Origin of the sequence: Sodalis sp. CWE, from assembly GCF_019646055.1 — a bacterium.
GTDB lineage: Bacteria > Pseudomonadota > Gammaproteobacteria > Enterobacterales > Enterobacteriaceae > CWE.
This window is the reverse complement of the sequence record NZ_JAESFE010000001.1, coordinates 457,408-475,884: the sequence shown is the minus strand read 5'-3', so window position 1 is coordinate 475,884 and position 18,477 is coordinate 457,408. Positions and strand designations below refer to the sequence as shown.

At 30.5% G+C, this 18,477-nt stretch carries 13 protein-coding genes; 3 read left to right on the top strand and 10 right to left on the bottom strand.

What is annotated here, in order from left to right:
- Positions 1 to 329 precede the first annotated feature (329 nt).
- The 9 genes from tadA to lepA all read right to left on the bottom strand — a co-directional run bounded on the left by tadA (position 330) and on the right by lepA (position 9,181).
- Positions 330 to 800 (bottom strand): tRNA adenosine(34) deaminase TadA, encoded by a 471-nt coding sequence (gene tadA, locus JK145_RS01835; RefSeq protein WP_220665148.1) that lies wholly within the window; start codon positions 798 to 800, stop codon positions 330 to 332.
- A gap of 54 nt (positions 801 to 854) precedes the next feature.
- A complete protein-coding gene (gene yfhb / locus JK145_RS01830; RefSeq protein ID WP_220665147.1) occupies positions 855 to 1,493 on the bottom strand; it encodes a phosphatidylglycerophosphatase C in 639 nt (212 codons plus the stop codon).
- A gap of 1,269 nt (positions 1,494 to 2,762) precedes the next feature.
- A complete protein-coding gene (acpS, locus tag JK145_RS01825; RefSeq protein WP_220665146.1) occupies positions 2,763 to 3,143 on the bottom strand; it encodes a holo-ACP synthase in 381 nt (126 codons plus the stop codon).
- A gap of 3 nt (positions 3,144 to 3,146) precedes the next feature.
- A complete protein-coding gene (gene pdxJ / locus JK145_RS01820; protein WP_220665145.1) occupies positions 3,147 to 3,878 on the bottom strand; it encodes a pyridoxine 5'-phosphate synthase in 732 nt (243 codons plus the stop codon).
- A gap of 136 nt (positions 3,879 to 4,014) precedes the next feature.
- Positions 4,015 to 4,707, bottom strand: a complete 693-nt coding sequence (gene recO, locus JK145_RS01815; protein ID WP_220665144.1) for a DNA repair protein RecO — start codon at positions 4,705 to 4,707, stop codon at positions 4,015 to 4,017.
- A gap of 55 nt (positions 4,708 to 4,762) precedes the next feature.
- Complete coding sequence (gene era / locus JK145_RS01810) at positions 4,763 to 5,635, bottom strand: GTPase Era (protein WP_220665143.1); 873 nt, start codon at positions 5,633 to 5,635, stop codon at positions 4,763 to 4,765.
- On the bottom strand, positions 5,636 to 6,310 hold the full coding sequence (rnc, locus tag JK145_RS01805; protein ID WP_220665142.1) for a ribonuclease III: 675 nt from the start codon (positions 6,308 to 6,310) through the stop codon (positions 5,636 to 5,638). It abuts the gene before it with no gap.
- A gap of 71 nt (positions 6,311 to 6,381) precedes the next feature.
- Positions 6,382 to 7,365, bottom strand: a complete 984-nt coding sequence (gene lepB / locus JK145_RS01800) for a signal peptidase I (RefSeq protein ID WP_220665141.1) — start codon at positions 7,363 to 7,365, stop codon at positions 6,382 to 6,384.
- A 16-nt stretch (positions 7,366 to 7,381) separates the two neighbouring features.
- Entirely contained in the window at positions 7,382 to 9,181 is a 1,800-nt protein-coding gene (gene lepA / locus JK145_RS01795) for a translation elongation factor 4 (protein ID WP_220665140.1), read from the bottom strand.
- Positions 9,182 to 10,936: 1,755 nt separating this feature from the next.
- On the opposite strand from lepA, the gene glyA reads away from it, so the two are divergent.
- A complete protein-coding gene (glyA, locus tag JK145_RS01790) occupies positions 10,937 to 12,190 on the top strand; it encodes a serine hydroxymethyltransferase (RefSeq protein ID WP_220665139.1) in 1,254 nt (417 codons plus the stop codon).
- Between the two features lie 982 nt (positions 12,191 to 13,172).
- On the opposite strand, the gene suhB is transcribed toward glyA, so the two are convergent.
- Entirely contained in the window at positions 13,173 to 14,003 is an 831-nt protein-coding gene (gene suhB, locus JK145_RS01785) for an inositol-1-monophosphatase (protein WP_220665138.1), read from the bottom strand.
- Positions 14,004 to 15,203: 1,200 nt separating this feature from the next.
- On the opposite strand from suhB, the gene JK145_RS01780 reads away from it, so the two are divergent.
- Both JK145_RS01780 and pepB read left to right on the top strand, forming a co-directional pair.
- Positions 15,204 to 16,358 carry an IscS subfamily cysteine desulfurase gene (locus JK145_RS01780; RefSeq protein ID WP_220665137.1) on the top strand — a complete coding sequence of 385 codons (1,155 nt, stop codon included), beginning with the start codon at positions 15,204 to 15,206 and terminating at the stop codon, positions 16,356 to 16,358.
- A gap of 477 nt (positions 16,359 to 16,835) precedes the next feature.
- The gene (gene pepB, locus JK145_RS01775) at positions 16,836 to 18,125 is read left to right on the top strand and encodes an aminopeptidase PepB (RefSeq protein WP_220665136.1); all 1,290 of its coding nucleotides are present in this window, start codon (positions 16,836 to 16,838) and stop codon (positions 18,123 to 18,125) included.
- Positions 18,126 to 18,477: the final 352 nt, after the last annotated feature.

Sequence of the window (18,477 nt, the reverse complement as noted above, 5' to 3'; positions counted from 1 at the left end):
TCGTTTCACTTATTTAAATTTTATTTATTATTCTTTACATTTTGTAATTTCTTTCTATTAATTCATGATACAAATTTAATTAACAGTATCTTTTATTTAAAGAAAGGAAAATTCTTAAAAGAAGATAAGTAAATTATTAGTTTAAATTTATACAGTCGCAAATTTCAACTTTAATTGATTGTATTTGATAAAAATGAAAATTGTATTATCTTAATAAGATTTAAATTTTAATTCACTAACTATAATGACTACTGTAATTCACACTGTCGTTTAAAAGTAATTAAACTAAAGTTTTTCTAGCATACTTTATGTTTAAAGCTAATAGATTTTTAAAAGCTATTTTTTCGTCGGCGTTGTCGAAAAAAATTGCTGAGTTGATTGGAGCAATCTTGTGATAAGACATCTCCGGTAAGTTTAATCTGATGATTTAGATTTGGATAATTAAATACATTTAAAAGTGATCCTGCTGCTCCGGTTTTTTCGCTCTTGGCGCCAAACACTAAACGACTAATACGGGCCTGAATCATCGCTCCAGCACACATCACACACGGTTCCATCGTGACATACAATGTTGCTTTTAACAAACGATAATTTCCTATCTGGGCCGCTCCGCTTTGAAGTGCTATAATTTCAGCATGAGCAACTGGATCGCAATGTTCGATAGAACAATTCCAACCTTCTCCAATAATTGAACCATTTAATACTAAAATTGAACCAACTGGTACTTCTCCTTTGGATTCTGCATACTTAGCTAGGTTTATGGCATAACGCATGCATATCTCATCATTATAATGATTCATTTATAACCTCGACTCGTGTTAATTAAATATGAATCTATCGTGGTTTAACTGAAATTAATTAAGTCGTTTAAGCTGCCCGTCATGTGTTACATGCCAGCGATTTTGGCAAAAACGAAGTAACGGGGCATCACGAGAACTATCACTATAACCACTGTATAATTTTAACGGAACCCCTAGTATTCGTTCTAACTGGGTTACTTTTTCATTGCCTAAACAACGCAATGTCATAATCCAACCTCCGTAACGCCACTGTATCTGGCTTCCAATAAGTCGTATTTTCGAAAAAAAAAACATATCACTGTAAACTTTTTCTACTAAAAGTTGTGGTGAGCCGGTGATAATCCATACTTGAGTATGCTTCTTATTAAGATAACTATTTAAATGAGCCATTACTTGTGGAAAACGGTGTAAACGAAAACGAAACATAATTACGAATTTTTCTTGTAATCTCTGTAATTGTGCTTCACTATGACCAAAAGTAATAGACCAAAGTAGCAAACTTATTGGCCATCTTATTAAGACACCTCTGATTAACAATCCGGATAATACCACTGGGAGAACAAGAGTAACTAGTATAATGTTTAAAGGAAGACGAAAGAGTAAATAAAGAAGAAAACAACCAAACATATCTTGTTGATGTAACGTTCCGTCTAAATCAAAAAAAACAATTCGTTGAATGTTCCGTTTATTCAAAAAATACCTCCAGAATTAAAATTTTTAATTTACTTAGATATTATAATCTAAATCAACAATTACTTCTTTCCATATGAAAAAGTTAGTTATAGTTTTAGTGCAACTAATGGTCTTGTCTTTTATTAAGGAGTAATTTTACGAAGCGTTTCATAAAATTTTGCCCATTTAACGAAAATCTATAAAAAAATTCTTTTTAATCTTAAAGAGAATTCTTAATTAAAGAACTACGAACTTATAAATGTATAAAAATTATTCTCTAATAGACGATTGACAATCATTTACTAATCGAGCTGTCTATGATGTGCTCTTTTTTATAAAACTATAGTGTAGGATCAGTGTTAACTTTTGGGCTACGTAGAGCTGTTAGAAATTTATTTCTTTAAGAGAGAGACTATAAGCTTTACTAAAACTAGATTAGTGCTTTTTTTTAAAAGGAAAGTTTTTAAAAACAATTTGTCCACTACTAAATGTATTTTTTTATCAGAGATAGGATATAAAACAAAGAACTTATAATAAATATTATATCAATGATAATCAACATATTTTTAATAATTTTCATTGAAAATGGTTAATAAAAAATATAGCTCTCACTTGTCTAGAAAGAATGAGTTGTTCCTTTAGGAAACCCTTGCAATTCCATTTTAGAAATGAAGACTACTTTTATAAAAAAGTAGCTCCCTTTTATAAGGTTTTTTTCAGAAAGGACTATAACAATTTATATTAAATTTACTTAGATTATGATTCAAAGGATTTGAAACTTTTTATTTATTTTTCCGATTTTCAAACTTACCATTTCTTCTTTTTTGAAAGTGAATTTTATTCGTATAAAAATTTCAGGTTTATCGGTTTCGAAAAAAGATAAAAAATCAAGATAAACATATATATCCTTTTATAAAGGGCTTTATTCTAGATCTTTTCGCAAATTAATAATTTTTATAAATTAATCAGTACATCTAAATATAAATAATTTTTTCTAAAAAAAAGAACGCATGGTTGAAATCAATGTCTTGATATATTTTTTGTTTCTTATTCCTTATATAATTTTAAAACTTACTATTATGTCTTAGCATTAATATTATTTGACAATAAAGTGTTAAATTAACAAGTTTAGTTTACATTTTTAAACATAAAAACTACTGATAGTTTAATTATAGAATATACTATTTCAATTTCTTTTCTTTATGAAAAGAGTTTCAGTTATTTTCAATAAAAAGATAAAAAGATAGGGACTCCTCCAATTAAGAGGAAGTGAATATTTATAAAAAATTTTTATCGCTCAAAAATAACTATTGCATAAGCGTAGCATCGCTCATCAGATAATGTAATATGCATACTAGTAATCTCTAACAAATTAGCCAGTAGTGCCGCTTGTTTAAAAAGCCGCAATGTTGGCTTCCCCAACGAACTGCTGTAGACCTCAAATTGAGAAAAAGATAATCCGCAACGAATACCAGTTCCTAATGCTTTAGACGCTGCTTCCTTTACTGCAAAGCGTTTTGCAAGAAAACGTGTGGGTTGATGACAATATTGATATTGTTTCCATTCTTTAGAGCTCAGAATACGACGCGCAAATCGACTCCCGTGACGAAAAACAATTTTTTCGATACGACTTATTTCAATAATATCGGTACCAATCCCGACAATTGCCATTTTTTAGCTACGCGCTTCATACATAAGGTGCTTCATATCTTTTACTGCAGCTGCTAGGCCGCTAATAACAGCACGACCAATAATCGCATGTCCGATATTTAGTTCTTGTATTTGTGGCAAAGCCGCCACTGCTTTAACATTATGATAATCAAGTCCGTGACCTGCGTTGACCTTTAAGCCTATTTTAACAGCAAAATCTACACTTTTTCGAATACGAGAAAATTCTATCATTCGAACTTCCTCATTAATTGCATTTGCATAAGCGCCTGTGTGAATTTCAATACATGGTGCTCCTACATCTGCAGTTGCTGCAATTTGCTTCTCGTCAGGATCAATGAATAATGATACCTGAATACCAAAGTCAGATAATTGACTTACTACTTGTTTGAGTTTTTTTAGTTGATTGACTACATCCAATCCGCATTCAGTGGTTATCTCCTGACGTTTTTCTGGTACTAAACAACAAGAATATGGAGCTATATTGCAAGCAATAGAGATCATTTCTTTTGTAGCTGCCATTTCCAAATTCATTTTGGTATAAATTGTTTTTCTCAATAATTGTATGTCACGATCAGTAATATGTCTTCTGTCTTCACGTAAATGTACAGTAATACTATCAGCTCCTGCTTGTTCAGAGATAAAAGCTGCCAAGATCGGATCTGGCCACGCTGTTTTACGAACGTTTCGCACCGTTGCAATATGATCGATATTAACACCTAGCAATAATTCAGACATGCTCTTTCCTTAAATTTTGGTGAATTAAAATTCAGTAACTCTAGATAATAAAAAATAATCGAAATGTAAGTCAAATTTTTTGAATTTGAATAATTACCTTCTAGAATGAAAGGGGAACTTACGGATTCTTAATTAGTTAATGAAAGAGCTCATAACTTTTTAACAATTTATTTCCTAGATAAGGTTTTAATGCTAAACGGATAAATCGTTTTGCAGTTTGCAATATATCAGAATTAAAAAAATTCTGTTCTGCTATTGCTTGCAATTCATATCCATTAAAATGACAGTAATTTTTAAATGCATCAGCGGTAACAAAACCTCTTTCTTCTTGATAAGAATATATCTTACTATCCTTAATTGGTTCACCACTGTCAGCGCAATGCAAAAAATCAACACCATATCCTAAATAATTTAGAAGTGAAAATTCAAATTTTCGAAGTATTGGTTCTGGTGAATGAGTAGTTTTTGCTAATGATTGTAAACAATAGAGGTAATCATAAAATAACGTAGAATAGTCGGCTTCGTAAAGAAGAACACGTGAAAGTAATTCATTAACATAAAGACCACAATATAATATTTTTCCGCTTAGCGGTAAACTTAGTGAGATCGGCTCGGCGCTTTGCATAGTTTTTAATGCACTGCGCCCTTTCCAACATATTAATAATGGCGTAAAAAGTTGGAAAATGCCTTTAAAAATAGAGTATTGAGAATATACATTCTTGGCTAGAACGCGAGTTCGTCCTTGATGTTCGGTAAATAGATCAAGAATAAGTCCTCTTTCGCCGTAAAAATGTGTTTGTAATACGAAAGCCCGTTGCCAAACTTCCATTAAGATAACCTTGTTCTAAAAATTTTGACTATAGTTCAAATTACTGTAAATACTATCAGTTATTATCAATTCTTCTTGATTTGGTTTTTACCCAAAGACTTAGATACACTTGCTTTTTAAGCAAACTTTCAATATCTTTTCTTGCTTTAATTCCAATTAGTTTAATTTTATTTCCTTTATTTCCAATAACTATTTTCTTTTGGTTGCTTTTTTCTACTAAAATAAAAGCATGAATGTCATAATGACCATGATTATTAATAAAAAAATGGTTAATTTTTGCTGTGGTGTAGTAAGGAAGCTCATCTCCAAGTAATCGCATTAGTTTTTCTCTTATAACTTCTGAAACCATAAACCTTTGAGAAAGATTAGTAACATTGTTGTTTGAAAAACGATGCGCTCCCCTTGGGAGGTTTTTTTGAACAATTTTAATTAAATTTTTAACATTTATATTATTTTTAGCGCATATTGGAACAATGTCGTTAAACAACATCTTCTGATTAAGAAAGTTTATGTGAGGTAGTAATTTTTTCTTGTCAGATAAATTATCAACTTTGTTAATAGCTAAAACAATCGGACAGTGAATATTAAATAGTTTCTTTATTAATAGTTCCTCATCATGCGTCCAGTGTGTTTCTTCTGCTACGAGGATTACCAATGCTGCATCAATAATAAAGCTATTAACTATTTTATTCATTAATCGATTTATTGTCCTTTTCTCCAAGAACTGTAATCCTGGTGTATCAACATAAATAGTTTGGTAAGGCCCTATAGTGGAAATTCCCATAACAGGATAGGAAGTAGTTTGAGGTTTACGTGAAGTAATCGATATTTTTTTTTGCATGATCTGATTCAGCAATGTAGATTTTCCAACATTTGGTCTACCTATGATTGTTACATATCCGCAATAAGTAACTTGTGCGTCATTCATCTAAAGTTCCAGTAATTTAAGAGTTCGTTCTGCTGCCTCTTGTTCAGCTCTACGACGACTGGTTCCATTACCAACTACAGGATTAATTAATATACTGACCTGGCAATGTATAGTAAACATTTGATCATGTGCCTCTCCGCTAACTTGAACTATTCGATACAACGGTAAAGGTAAGCGATGTCCTTGAAGATATTCTTGTAATCGTGTTTTCGGATCCTTTTGTTTATTACCAGGTCTAATTGTTTCTAAACGAGAGCAGTACCAATTAAGAATCTTTTCTTCAATAGTTTGAATATTACTGTCCAAGAATATGCTACCAATTAGCGCTTCCATTGTATCAGCTAAAATTGATTCACGATAGGGTCCACCGGTTTTAAATTCTCCCGATCCAAGACGTAGATATGTTCCTATTTCAAATTCTTTAGCAATTTTAGCAAGTGTATCTCCGCAAACTAAAGAAGAACGCATTCGACTCATGTCTCCTTCATTAATATAAGGAAAATTTTGATACAGTGCATTAGCAATAACATAACTTAAAATTGAGTCACCTAAAAATTCTAACCTTTCGTTATGTTTACTATCGGCACTTCGATGTGTTAAGGCTTGCAACAATAAATCTTGCTTTTGAAAAAAGTAACCTAACCTTTCTTCAAGCTTATTGATTAAGTAGTTCATATATTAATTATCCAATAACCATTTATGCATAAGCACCATAGAGATGGCAAAATAAATTTAAGCTTAAACTATCAATAAATGCTGCCAATGCGACTAAAGCGTATCCCTTTTGGCCATTGTCCCTCTTGTTTGTCAACACTCAACCAAATAATTATTGCTTTACCTACTAAGTTTCTTTCCGGGACAAAACCCCAGTAGCGACTGTCGGCACTATTATCACGGTTATCACCCATCATAAAATATTTTCCTTGAGGCACTGTCCATTCCGCCAATACATCACAGTTACCTTGTTGTTGGTAATAAATTTCTGTTGGATCTTTTTGTTCAGGAATTATTAATATGTTATGCCCTACATTATTAAATAATTCTTCACATTGCATTAATCGTAGTTCGCCATTTATTTTTTGGTTATTTGATCTTTTTAAGAAAATGCTTTTGGTTTCACCGCTTTTAGTATAATTAAACAGCTGAGAAAATTCGCTTGGAACGAAATCTCTATAAGTTATTGGAAAAATCGAACTAAAAATCTGTTGCTCATTTGTTTGACTAAAATGTACTGTTAACCTTTTGTTAATGGGATCATAATTGACTCGATCACCTGGTAATCCTATAACTCGTTTGATGTAATCTAATTTTGAATTAAACGGATATTTAAAAACTACAATATCACCTCGTTTTGGGCGACCCGTTTTAATTAGTGTTGTTTGGGTAATTGGGTTTTTAATTCCATAAGCGAATTTCTCAACGAGAATAAAATCTCCACTTAGTAAAGTTGGCATCATTGATCCTGATGGAATTTGAAATGGCTCAAAAATAAATGACCGAATAATGAACACTAAAAGTAAGACTGGAAAAATTGACGCGCTGAATTCTGCTAATTTCTTTAATTGATTGATTGTTGTTTTTATAATTATATTTGAAATATATGATTGCCTGCAGGTAGACTGGTTTCTTAAATGAAAGATGAAAGCCAATTTCTTAAACTTTTTAAAAAGCCAAAAAATTCCAGAAACAAATGTCACAGCTGCTAATATCAACACAAAAGTATTGGCCATATCTGAAATATACCTTCTAATATTTATTATTTACATAAAGAATTTTTAGGAACGTTTCTTTTGAAAGACTAATATTGCCTAGCCGTTTTAGCTTTTTTTTTCCTTTTTTTTGTTTTTTTAATAATTTCTTCTTGCGAGTAATGTCACCACCATAGCACTTAGCTAATACGTTCTTACGAAGCTGTTTAATAGCAGCACGAGCAATTATGTTATTTTCAATGGATGCCTGAATAATTATATCAAATTGTTGTCTAGGAATAAGCTTTTGAAGCTTATCAACAAATGTTTTCCCGCGATATAGAGCTTTACTTCGATGTGACATCAGTGTTAATACATCAATTTTTTCCCTATTGAGCAATATATCAACTCGTACTATATCTGCACTTTGGAATCGTTTAAATTCATAATTCAGTGAAGCAAACCCCCGCGATACAGATTTTATCTTATCAAAAAAGTCTAATATAACTTCGGCCATAGGAATTTCGTAGATTAACTCTATTTGGTTCCCAAAATTAGTTAATCTGATCTGAACTCCGCGTTTTTTGATACATAACGTAATAATATTATTTAAATAGTTTCTTGGAACTAGAATACGGCACTCTGCAATAGGTTCTCGTAGTTCAATAATGTTATTTAAAGAAGGTAAGTGAACGGGATTGTCTATGTAGACTACATTTTTTCTAGTCGTTAAAATTTCATAGGTAACCATAGGTGCGGTTATGATTAATTCAATATTATATTCACGTTTTAAGCGTTCTTGGATAACTTCCATGTGAAGCAATCCAAGAAATCCACATCTGAAACCAGAACCTAATGAGGTTGAATTTTCAGGTTCATAAGATAAAGATGAATCATTCAAGGAAAGTTTTCCAAGAGCGCTACGAAAAGCTTCGTAATCACTAGAATTTGTTGGAAAAAAACCAGCATAAACTTTTGGTTTTATTTTTTTAAAGCCGATTAATGAACTAGTTGCAGGATGACCAGCCGATGTTAGGGTATCACCTACCGATGCGCTTTGAATATCTTTCATGGCACAAGCTAACCAGCCAACCTCTCCGCAATTAAGAAATTCGCAGTCAATATGTTTTGGAGTAAAAATACCAATACGATTCACATAATAGGTTTTACTGGTATTCACTACTTTAATTAGATCTCCTTTGCGTAAGGAACCGTTTTTAATACATACTAAAGAAACAATACCTAAATAATTATCGAACCAAGAATCGATAATTAACGCCTGTAATGATGCAGTCGGATCTCCGTTTGGAGGTGGGATGTCATGTATCAATCGTTCAAGAAGATTAAGCATTCCAAAACCAGTTTTTGCTGAGCAATGCACTATATTAGAAATCTCATTAATATTAATAAGATCTTTAATTTCTTGTGTGACACGTTCAGGATTAGCGTTTGGAAGATCAATTTTGTTTAGCACGGGCACTATTTTCAAATTTCTTTCCATTGCAGTATAATAGTTAGCCAATGTTTGAGCTTTCACTCCTTGTTCAGCATCGATTACTAACAATGCTCCTTCACATGCAGCAAGTGATCGGAAAACTTCATAAGAAAAATCTGTGTGTCCTGGAGTATCAATAAGATTTAATTGATATGATACGCCATCAATCGCCTTATAATTTAATCTTACGCTGTGTGCTTTAATGGTAATACCGCGTTCACGTTCGAGGTCCATCGAATCTAATGCTCGAGTATATTTTTTATATTTGCTAAATCCTTCACAAATTTGTATTAGGCGATCAGATAATGTGGATTTTCCATGATCAATATGAGCAATAATTGAAAAGTTACGAATATTTTTCATTACATTAAGAGTTCATTCTTAAAAGAAAAATGCAAAAAAAATAAACTATTATACATCAACTGCAATAAAAGCTTTTCGCAAAAAAGGTACAGTTTAAAATAATCAATTAGCTTTTTGAGAGGAATAAAAAACTAAATATTTTCCTTTTGTTGGAAAACAACAACCTCTTAAAAAGAGGCGTGTAAACAAATCCACTACTATTACAACTACTTTTTATTTTTAGGGAGCGTGATCTTTAGGAAAATCATACAATTTAAATTTGGTCTATTAAATTCTAATTTAGAATAAAAGATAAATATCAGTCAAGCTGACTTGAATACAAAAAGATTATAAAAGATTGTCTTCAACAAAGTTGAGCTTTACTAAAAAGTTTTTTAATTATCAGAATATAGTTCTACTTTATTAATCAGTTTTTCAACTAATTAATTTGATGCATTTTTGTGATGAGCAACTAAATTATTCATTTAAATTTGAATATCTGTAAGTACAGAAAATTAAATTTTAATAAAATTAACTAGGATAATTTTACAAAAATTGTAAAAGTTATATCGTAAATCAAATACAATTTACTATTCGAATATAACTTTGTATATGCAAATAGCGTAAGTGAAATACGTAAATACATTGCAGAATATTCTATCTTAATAGAAATTATTCCTTTATCATGCTTTTTTAAAAAAGTAATAAAGTAATAGATGATAAATAACTTACTTATCTATCTATTAGATGGCGGCAATCAAATTTAGTAGACGAACATTATTAATTTCTTACCTCAAAGATATAAAGCAGAAGAGCCCCTTTAAAGAGGAATCCAAAATAGCTAAGTTAAACTTAAGCAGATGTGAAATTTTCTTTTTTTTAGCAATTTATCTCAAGGAAGACATTCACCTCTTTATAAGAGATTGTCGATCATAAATATGATTTTTGCTCCAATGAAAGGTTTAAACTTTTCTAAAGAATCGTAATAAAAGATTCTTTTAAAAGAAATTTATTAAAATAATGAGCTTTCAATTTTTTATTGAAAGTATTTATTAGATTTAATGAAAATGATTATGTTTTTATAAAATTTAATTATACAAAATTTTAATAATTTCTTTGTTTACTTGAGTTAAGCCATAGATATTAGATATGATGTTAATCCTCGCTTTTTTATCTTTTTAAAAGATAAATAAAAATTTATTTTATAACTATGTCTTAGGTAACAATGTGTGTTAATGCTAAAATAAAAATCTTTTGTAAAAAGACTTTGATAAAAGAAGCGCGTGTTATTATATAACTACGTTCAGTAGAGAACTTTCTAAAAAAGCTTAACAATATGACTGTAAAGGACGTTTTTAGCTTCCTAATATTTCAAACGCAGATATTTAACAGACCATTACCGCACATTGAATAAAATTCTTAAAAAAGAATAGATATAGGAACGTAGTACTTTAGAAAAGTGGAAATAAGTTTAATCGTATCAATCTGCATTTATGTTACTGGATAAACTGTATCTTTTCATTAAGTAACGAACTTTAATGTGGAATTAAATTAAGTATAATATCCATTTCTTTTGAAAGAAAGAAAAATGAAATATATGTACTAGCATTGTATGTTTTAATTCTGTCAAAATTTATAATAACGATTAATTATTTTCAAATTTATCAGTTTCTGAGTCATTAAAAATGATGAAAATAGGGATAAAGTAAGCTCCGGAATTAACTTAATTAGTTTCCGCTATGTTCAGGTTAATTTGACTACAATTTAAGAAGTTAAATGTTAAAGCACAGTAAAAATATTGCAGACTATGATCGTAAATTATGGCAAGCAATAAGACAAGAAGAAATTCGCCAAGAAGAATATATCGAATTAATTGCATCTGAAAACTACGCTAGCTTGCGTGTTATGCAAGCACAGGGGTCAAAGTTAACTAACAAATACGCTGAAGGTTATCCCAAAAAACGTTGCTATAGTGGATGCGAATATGTTGACGTGATAGAACAATTGGCTATCGATCGTGCCAAGGTCTTATTTAATGCTGATTATGCAAACGTACAGCCTCATTCTGGTTCGCAAGCCAATTTTGCTGTTTATTCTGCTTTATTAAAACCTGGAGACAAAATATTAGGAATGAGTCTGAAACATGGCGGACATTTAACTCATGGTTCCTTGGTCAACTTCTCTGGCGCGTTATACAATAGTTTTTCTTATGAAACCAATATAAATGGTTGTATTGATTACAGTCATTTAGCTAAATTAGCAATAACCATCCGACCAAAGCTGATTATTGCTGGTTTTTCTGCCTATTCTAGGATAGTTGATTGGATTAAAATGAGACAAATTGCCGATAGTATCGGTGCCTATTTATTAGTAGATATGGCTCATATAGCTGGCCTTGTTGCTGCTGGTATATATCCAACTCCATTGCCTTATGCTCATGTTGTTACTACAACTACTCATAAAACACTCGCTGGTCCACGAGGCGGTTTAATTTTAGTTAAAAATGGTGATAACATTTTATACGATAAATTAAATTCTGCTGTGTTTCCTAAAACACAGGGTGGACCGTTGATGCATGTAATTGCTGCAAAAGCGGTTGCATTAAAAGAAGCAATGGAGCCATCATTTAAAACATATCAACAGCAAGTAATTAAAAATGCTCAAATTATGGCGATGGTTTTTTTATCACGAAAATTTAAGGTTGTTTCCGGTGGAACTGATAGTCACTTATTTTTGGTGGATTTGACAGAAAAAAATTTATCTGGTAAAGAAGCAAGTGAAGTTTTAAGTCGGAGTAATATTATTGTTAATAAAAATGTTATTCCTAATGATCAAAGAAGCGCTTTTACAACTTCTGGAATTCGAGTAGGTACTTCAGCAATAACAAGAAGAGGTTTTTCAGGGTCTGACGTATGTAATGTGGCTAATTGGATGTGTGATATATTGGAAAGTACTTATAATGAAAATTTGCTAAAACGCATTAAAAATAAAGTTCTAAGTATTTGTGCTTGTTATCCCGTTTATTTTTAAGAAATTATTTTGCGCAACACAAAGATTCCTGGTACTTTGTCAGGAGCGATTCTCTTTTTAAGAGAAAACTCTTAACTGTTTTCTGACTTCAATCATTTTTTCTTTTAATGGGCCATAATTAATTTCGAAGCTGCTCTGTTAGTTATACTAAACGGAACTTATCTTTTCACTATTATAGAAAAATAATAAGTGATTCTGCCTAGCTATTTCAAAATAGAATCTTAAATTCTTATTTATCTACGGTTTGGTTTAGCACTGTTCTCTTATTTGAAGAATAATGATAAATAAAATTTGTATAAAAATGATTGAGTATTAATTATTCTTTAAATATCCTTAAAAACCGACTAATTTAGAATTAAACGGTTCTTTTTATTTTCTTTTATTTATGGATAAGCTATTTCAATAAGTTTCGTTTATCAAAATTTCTCTCAACTCTAGAAAAGAGTTATTTGGTAAAAAGAATCCCAAGGCGTATACCATTTGCGCACATAATTATGGATATAAAAAATTTCCGCTAATTTGATTTAAAATCAATTGATTTGATTGCAATAGAATTAGTAATTATAAATTAATAAGTTGTGATTTTTGATAACTACCGTCTGCTTAATTGTTGTCCTGCGTACAACAGAAAAAATGAATAAATTATTTAATAAATCCATTATAGATAAAATTTCGAGACTAATATGTTTATTTTTATACGAATAGGAATAATTTTCTTTACGTTTTTAACAGGATTTATCACTAAAATCCTCATTAAAAATGAGTAGTATAGATTAAAACCTATTTGATAATATTTCAGATTAATTAAGAAAATTGTCTATAAACGAAACTTGTAAGTGATACGGTGCAAATAACTTTAATTTGCTTTAATAAATAGTATATTTATTGACCTATAGATTTCTCGATATTTATTTTCTTTTTTAATAAAGAATTAACAATAATAAAACTATAGTGCTAGTTTTAGGAGAGATTTAAAAATTGATCAATTATCAAATAATAAGTGATGACTATTTCTGGATTTTTTACGAAATTTATTTTTTAAAACAGAAAGTATTGCTTTTATAATACAGGGATTACCGGCAATGAGGTTTCCAGGAAGAAGACAATCGTAATCTTCGCCGGTAAGTTCGGTGATTAACCCCCCTGCTTCACGTACTAACAATTCAGCGCCAGCAAAGTCTAAATAATTTAAGCCAAATTTAAAAAAACCATCCATTCGTCCAGCAGCTACATAAGCTAAATCTAGAATGGTAGAACCGGTACGACGAAAATCTGCGCATTGAATAAATAATTCATTCGCTAGTGTAGCATAGCCGTTTAAATTTTGCTCTTGCTGAAAGAGAAATCCAGGAGCCAAGACTGCATGATCTAGAGTTCTTACAGAACTGCTCCTTAAACGATAACCATTAAGTTGAGAATGATAACCACGAGTTGCAGTAAAAAGTTCATTGCGAATAGGGTCATAGATTGTTGAAACTGCTGTACGACCCTTAATATATACAACTATAGAAATAGCAAAATGAGGTAAACGTTTGGTAAAGTTAGTTTTACCGTCAAGCGGATCGATAATCCACTGGACAGTAGCATCTTTTCCCACTACAATACTCTTTTCTTTGTTGGTAATAACATGTTGCGGATAATACTTATGGATAACATCGATCATTGAATGATTTGCCGCACAACTCAGCTTTCTTATAAAGTCTGCCATGCTTTTTTTACTAGCAATGACTGAATCGACAATTTCATAATATTTAATAACTAAACTTCCTGCCTTTCTTGCGGCTTGAGTAGCAACATTAAGCATCGGGTGCATAGGTTTTCCACTAAATTAAATTTAAATTTTCTGGGATAAAAACAGTGCAAACTTATGCTGTATAATTCTAAAATTTTAGAAGATTTACGATTTTTTTATCATATAACTTTTTATGTAATTTTTGATATCTATTCAACAATAGGATGCAGTTTAATTTTAAAATTTTCTATATTTAATAGTAGTTTTTTTTAAAGGTTAAAAAATAGAACGACCTATATAATATATATAATAACTAACAGTGCACATGAATAATTGTATAGTAATATGTATAACTTCCTAACCAATCAATCTCAAATATCTTAAGTGATAAGTTTAATAGTTTTTAATTTAATTCTGTTTCTTAAATGAAATCAGTTACCAGTGATTAGTTTAGTTTTGGTAAAAAACATGTCAGAATTGTAATCGTCCTCAATCATTACTCTTTATATAGTTTTTGGTGATTTCAAACACTAAATATTACATCATAGCTGAATATTGAATAAAATAAATCAATTCTTTGTTATGTGTTGAGTTGATTTTCATTCTTACAACAGGAAAATAAAAATCTTCTTCAAAGAACTAGAGTTATAATTAAAAATACTAGGTTTTAGTTTTTAGTCTTATAAGACAGCTAGCCAAACGATTATTAACTGTAAGGAATATTTCATATTTTTATTGAATTCGATTTCATCATGATCTAGCTCAAAAAAATATATTTAGAAATCTCGTAAAATTATCTCGAGTAATTGCTTTTATGAATTAACTAGTCGCTTAAAATAGGTATTGCATACTAACTGGTGCGTAAAACAATTACAGTTACTATTATGCAAATGCGATTTTTTATCCATATGTTAGCTTTATTAATGAATAGTTTTTAGAAATTGATTTAGAATAAGTTAAAAGCACTAAAGAGTTTCTGTTTTTTATGATTGACGACGCTGTCCTACTTCGTTTTCTTAGGCTTTTTCTGTTAAAAATATTATTCTAAAATTTCATTAAAATAATTTTTTTTTATTTACACAGAACCTTCTTACTGAGTTGAGTTAAGATCACAACATTGTATATACAGGTTTTTTGAGTATAAATTCTTTCAAAGAATTAATACAATTGATGATTTATCGTAATAAAATTACCATTGATGTTAACACTAATTAATACAAAAGATTTTAGCATATCATAGTTTTGTATTGAAACAATTTATCTTGCATAGAATTAATATTAATGAAATTACCAATTTATCTTGATTATTCTTCTACTACGCCAGCAGATCCACAGGTAGCAGAAAAAATGATGCAGTACCTTACAATAAAAGGCGTTTTTGGTAATCCAGCTTCCCGTTCACATTATTACGGATGGTTGGCAGAAGAGGCGGTGGATATTGCACGAAATCATGTTGCTAAATTGATTGGTAGTGATTCTCGAGAAATTATTTTTACTTCTGGAGCAACTGAATCTAATAATTTGGCTCTTAAAGGGGCTGCTTATGCTAATCTTTCCAAGGGACGACATATCATTACAGCCATGACTGAGCATAAAGCAGTACTAGAAACTTGTTGGCAACTAGAAAAAGAAGGATTTTCTATAACAAGATTATCTCCAGCAAAAAATGGTTCTATTTCTCTGGATCAGTTAAGTGATGCTTTACGAGATGATACCATTTTAGTGTCTTTAATGCATGTTAATAATGAAACCGGAGTGATCCACGATATTGCAGCTTTTAGTAACTTATGTCGTGTCCGTAAAGTACTTTTTCATTCGGATGCTACCCAAAGTATTGGAAAACTTCCCATCGATCTTGCAAAACTTCCAGTGGATCTGATGTCTTTTAGCGGACATAAAATATACGGACCAAAAGGTATTGGTGGTTTGTTTATACGTCGAACTCCACCAGTACGTCTTAAAGCACAAATACATGGAGGCAATCAAGAGCAAGGTATACGTGCTGGAACGTTACCTGTACATCAGATTGTTGGAATGGGTGAGGCTTGTCGTATTGCAGCTCAAAAAATTGGGGACGAAATGCCACGACTTAAAATTCTCCGTAATCAGTTATGGGAAGGATTAAACCAGGTTGGTGGAGTAATACTAAATGGAACGCTACATCAAAATTTAGCAACAATATTGAACGTTAGTTTTAAGAATGTTGTTGATAGTGAACTTCTTATTCTTGCCCTAAAAAATTTAGCTGTATCAACAGGATCTGCTTGTATTTCTTCTACTCTCAAACCATCTTATGTTTTGCGAGCTATGGGGATAGAAGATACACTTGCTCATTGTTCTATTCGTTTTTCTTTAGGACGTTTTACCACTAGTGAAGAAATAGAATACGCTGTTAATCAAGTTAAGAAAGCAATAACAAAACTTCGTTCTATATAAATTACTATTGTATATTGAAACCAGTTAGTTTTTTTGTTAGGGCGAATTTGTTTTATGCTTAATAAACAGCATTACAATAATTTGTTATTTAGCAAACGTTACTAGAGTAAATAAAACAAATTTTTTTATTTTTAAAGTAACATTAAATAGAAAGATTATTCTAGCAATGTTTTTTATTAAAAAGCGATAAAAAAACTAATAATTAAATCATTCTTAATTCCGAAGAAATTTATCGCGGTTTTTTAATTTTGAAAGATTAAATTATTTTCTTTTTTAGAAAAAATTTTTTAATCTGGAATTAGTTTTGATAGTTCTATAGAGAATTTTATGAAAAACGTATAATTAGATAATATTTAGAAAATTTTCCTTTAAGTGTTTGATATGCTAAGAAGCAGGTGGTATTCAATACATTAATAATAATTTAAGAATTAAGATTCAGTCTAAATCTTTTTGGAGAAGTTTTTGATAAAAAAAATAATGCATCTTACAATATCTTCCATACCAGCTGAGTGGTTTTGGGGAGAAAAAGCACTGCTAAGTACTAACAAACATGTAATGACTATTCACTTGATAGATAATGATCCACTGATTGCAATTCAAAAAGCAGGACGAATAATTAGTAAGCAAGGAATAAGAGAAATCGCATTAATTGGAGATGCATGGAACTTAAATCGTTGCTGGGCGTTCTGGCAGGGTTTTTATTCTCCTAAAAAAGAAAGTTGTATAACCTGGCCAATTCTTTTAGATAAAGATCGCAAGGAATTAAATGATAGAATCAAAGTTGTTGATTGGGTTAGACATACAATCAATACACCAGCAGATGAGCTTGGTCCAGAGCAATTAGTACAGAATACGATAGGCTTTATTTTTTCCATAGCTAAAAATGATGCAAATTATCGTATTTTGGCAGGTAAATCTCTATTAGACAATCGTTATTTAGGTTTATATTCTGTTGGTCGTAGTTCTGATCGAAATCCAGTATTATTAACAATAGATTATAATCCAAGTGGAGATACAAAAACCCCAACATTGTTTTGCTTAGTTGGGAAAGGGGTAACTTTTGATACAGGTGGCTATCATCTGAAAAATAGTGTTTTCATGAATTCTATGAAGTCAGATATGAGTGGTGCTGCTATGTTAACAGGTGCATTAGCTTTGGCTATCTGTCGTGGATTAAAAAAAAGAGTACAGTTAATTTTGTGCTGCACGGATAATATGATAAATGGAAACGCTTTAAAAGCAGGCGATATTATCCATTATCGTAATGGAAAATCCGTGGAAGTAATGAATACTGATGCGGAAGGACGTTTAATATTGGCTGATGGACTTATTGATGCTAGCTTAATTAAGCCGAAGTTTATTGTTGACTGCGCTACATTAACTAGTGCAGCAAAAATTGCCTTAGGTAATGATTACCATGCATTATTTAGTTTTGATGAAATATTAGCAAAAGAACTAATAAAAAGCGCTAGAGAAGAACATGAGTATTTTTGGCGTCTGCCTTTGGCAGAAATGCATCGTTGTCATTTGTCATCTAACTTTGCAGACATAAGTAACGTAACATATTGTAATTCTACAATTACTGCGGGCGCTAGTATTGCCGCAGCATTTTTATCCTTTTTTATAGAAAATTATCGCTGTAACTGGTTACATATAGATTGTTCTGCCTCTTACTATGAAAAGGAAGTAGAAAAATGGTCAGCAGGTTCAACTGGATTAGGTGTTTGTACATTAGCTAATTTTTTATTAGCTAAAGAAAAGGATTAATATTTAACACTATCTCTTTTAATAGAGAGTCTCCTTTAAAGGATTAATGTTTAAAAAACTTAGTTATTAATATAAATTGATGTGTATGGAATGGCTTATTAAATAATATTTTTGGTAAATTGACTAAACTTTTACTTTCTTAAAATTGTGTCAATTAAATCATTGCTTCTGTTTGTTAAAACCTAAATAAAATTGAGTTATTAATCAACTAATTAATTTAAATAAAATTCTAATTTTTAATTAGATTGACTTAGAAAAAGTTTCAAATAGAAACTCCAATCGTTCAATTTTTTTATAGGAAAAACGATACTTTAAAAAAATTTTTGGATAGTGAAAGTATGAAAAGTTTCTA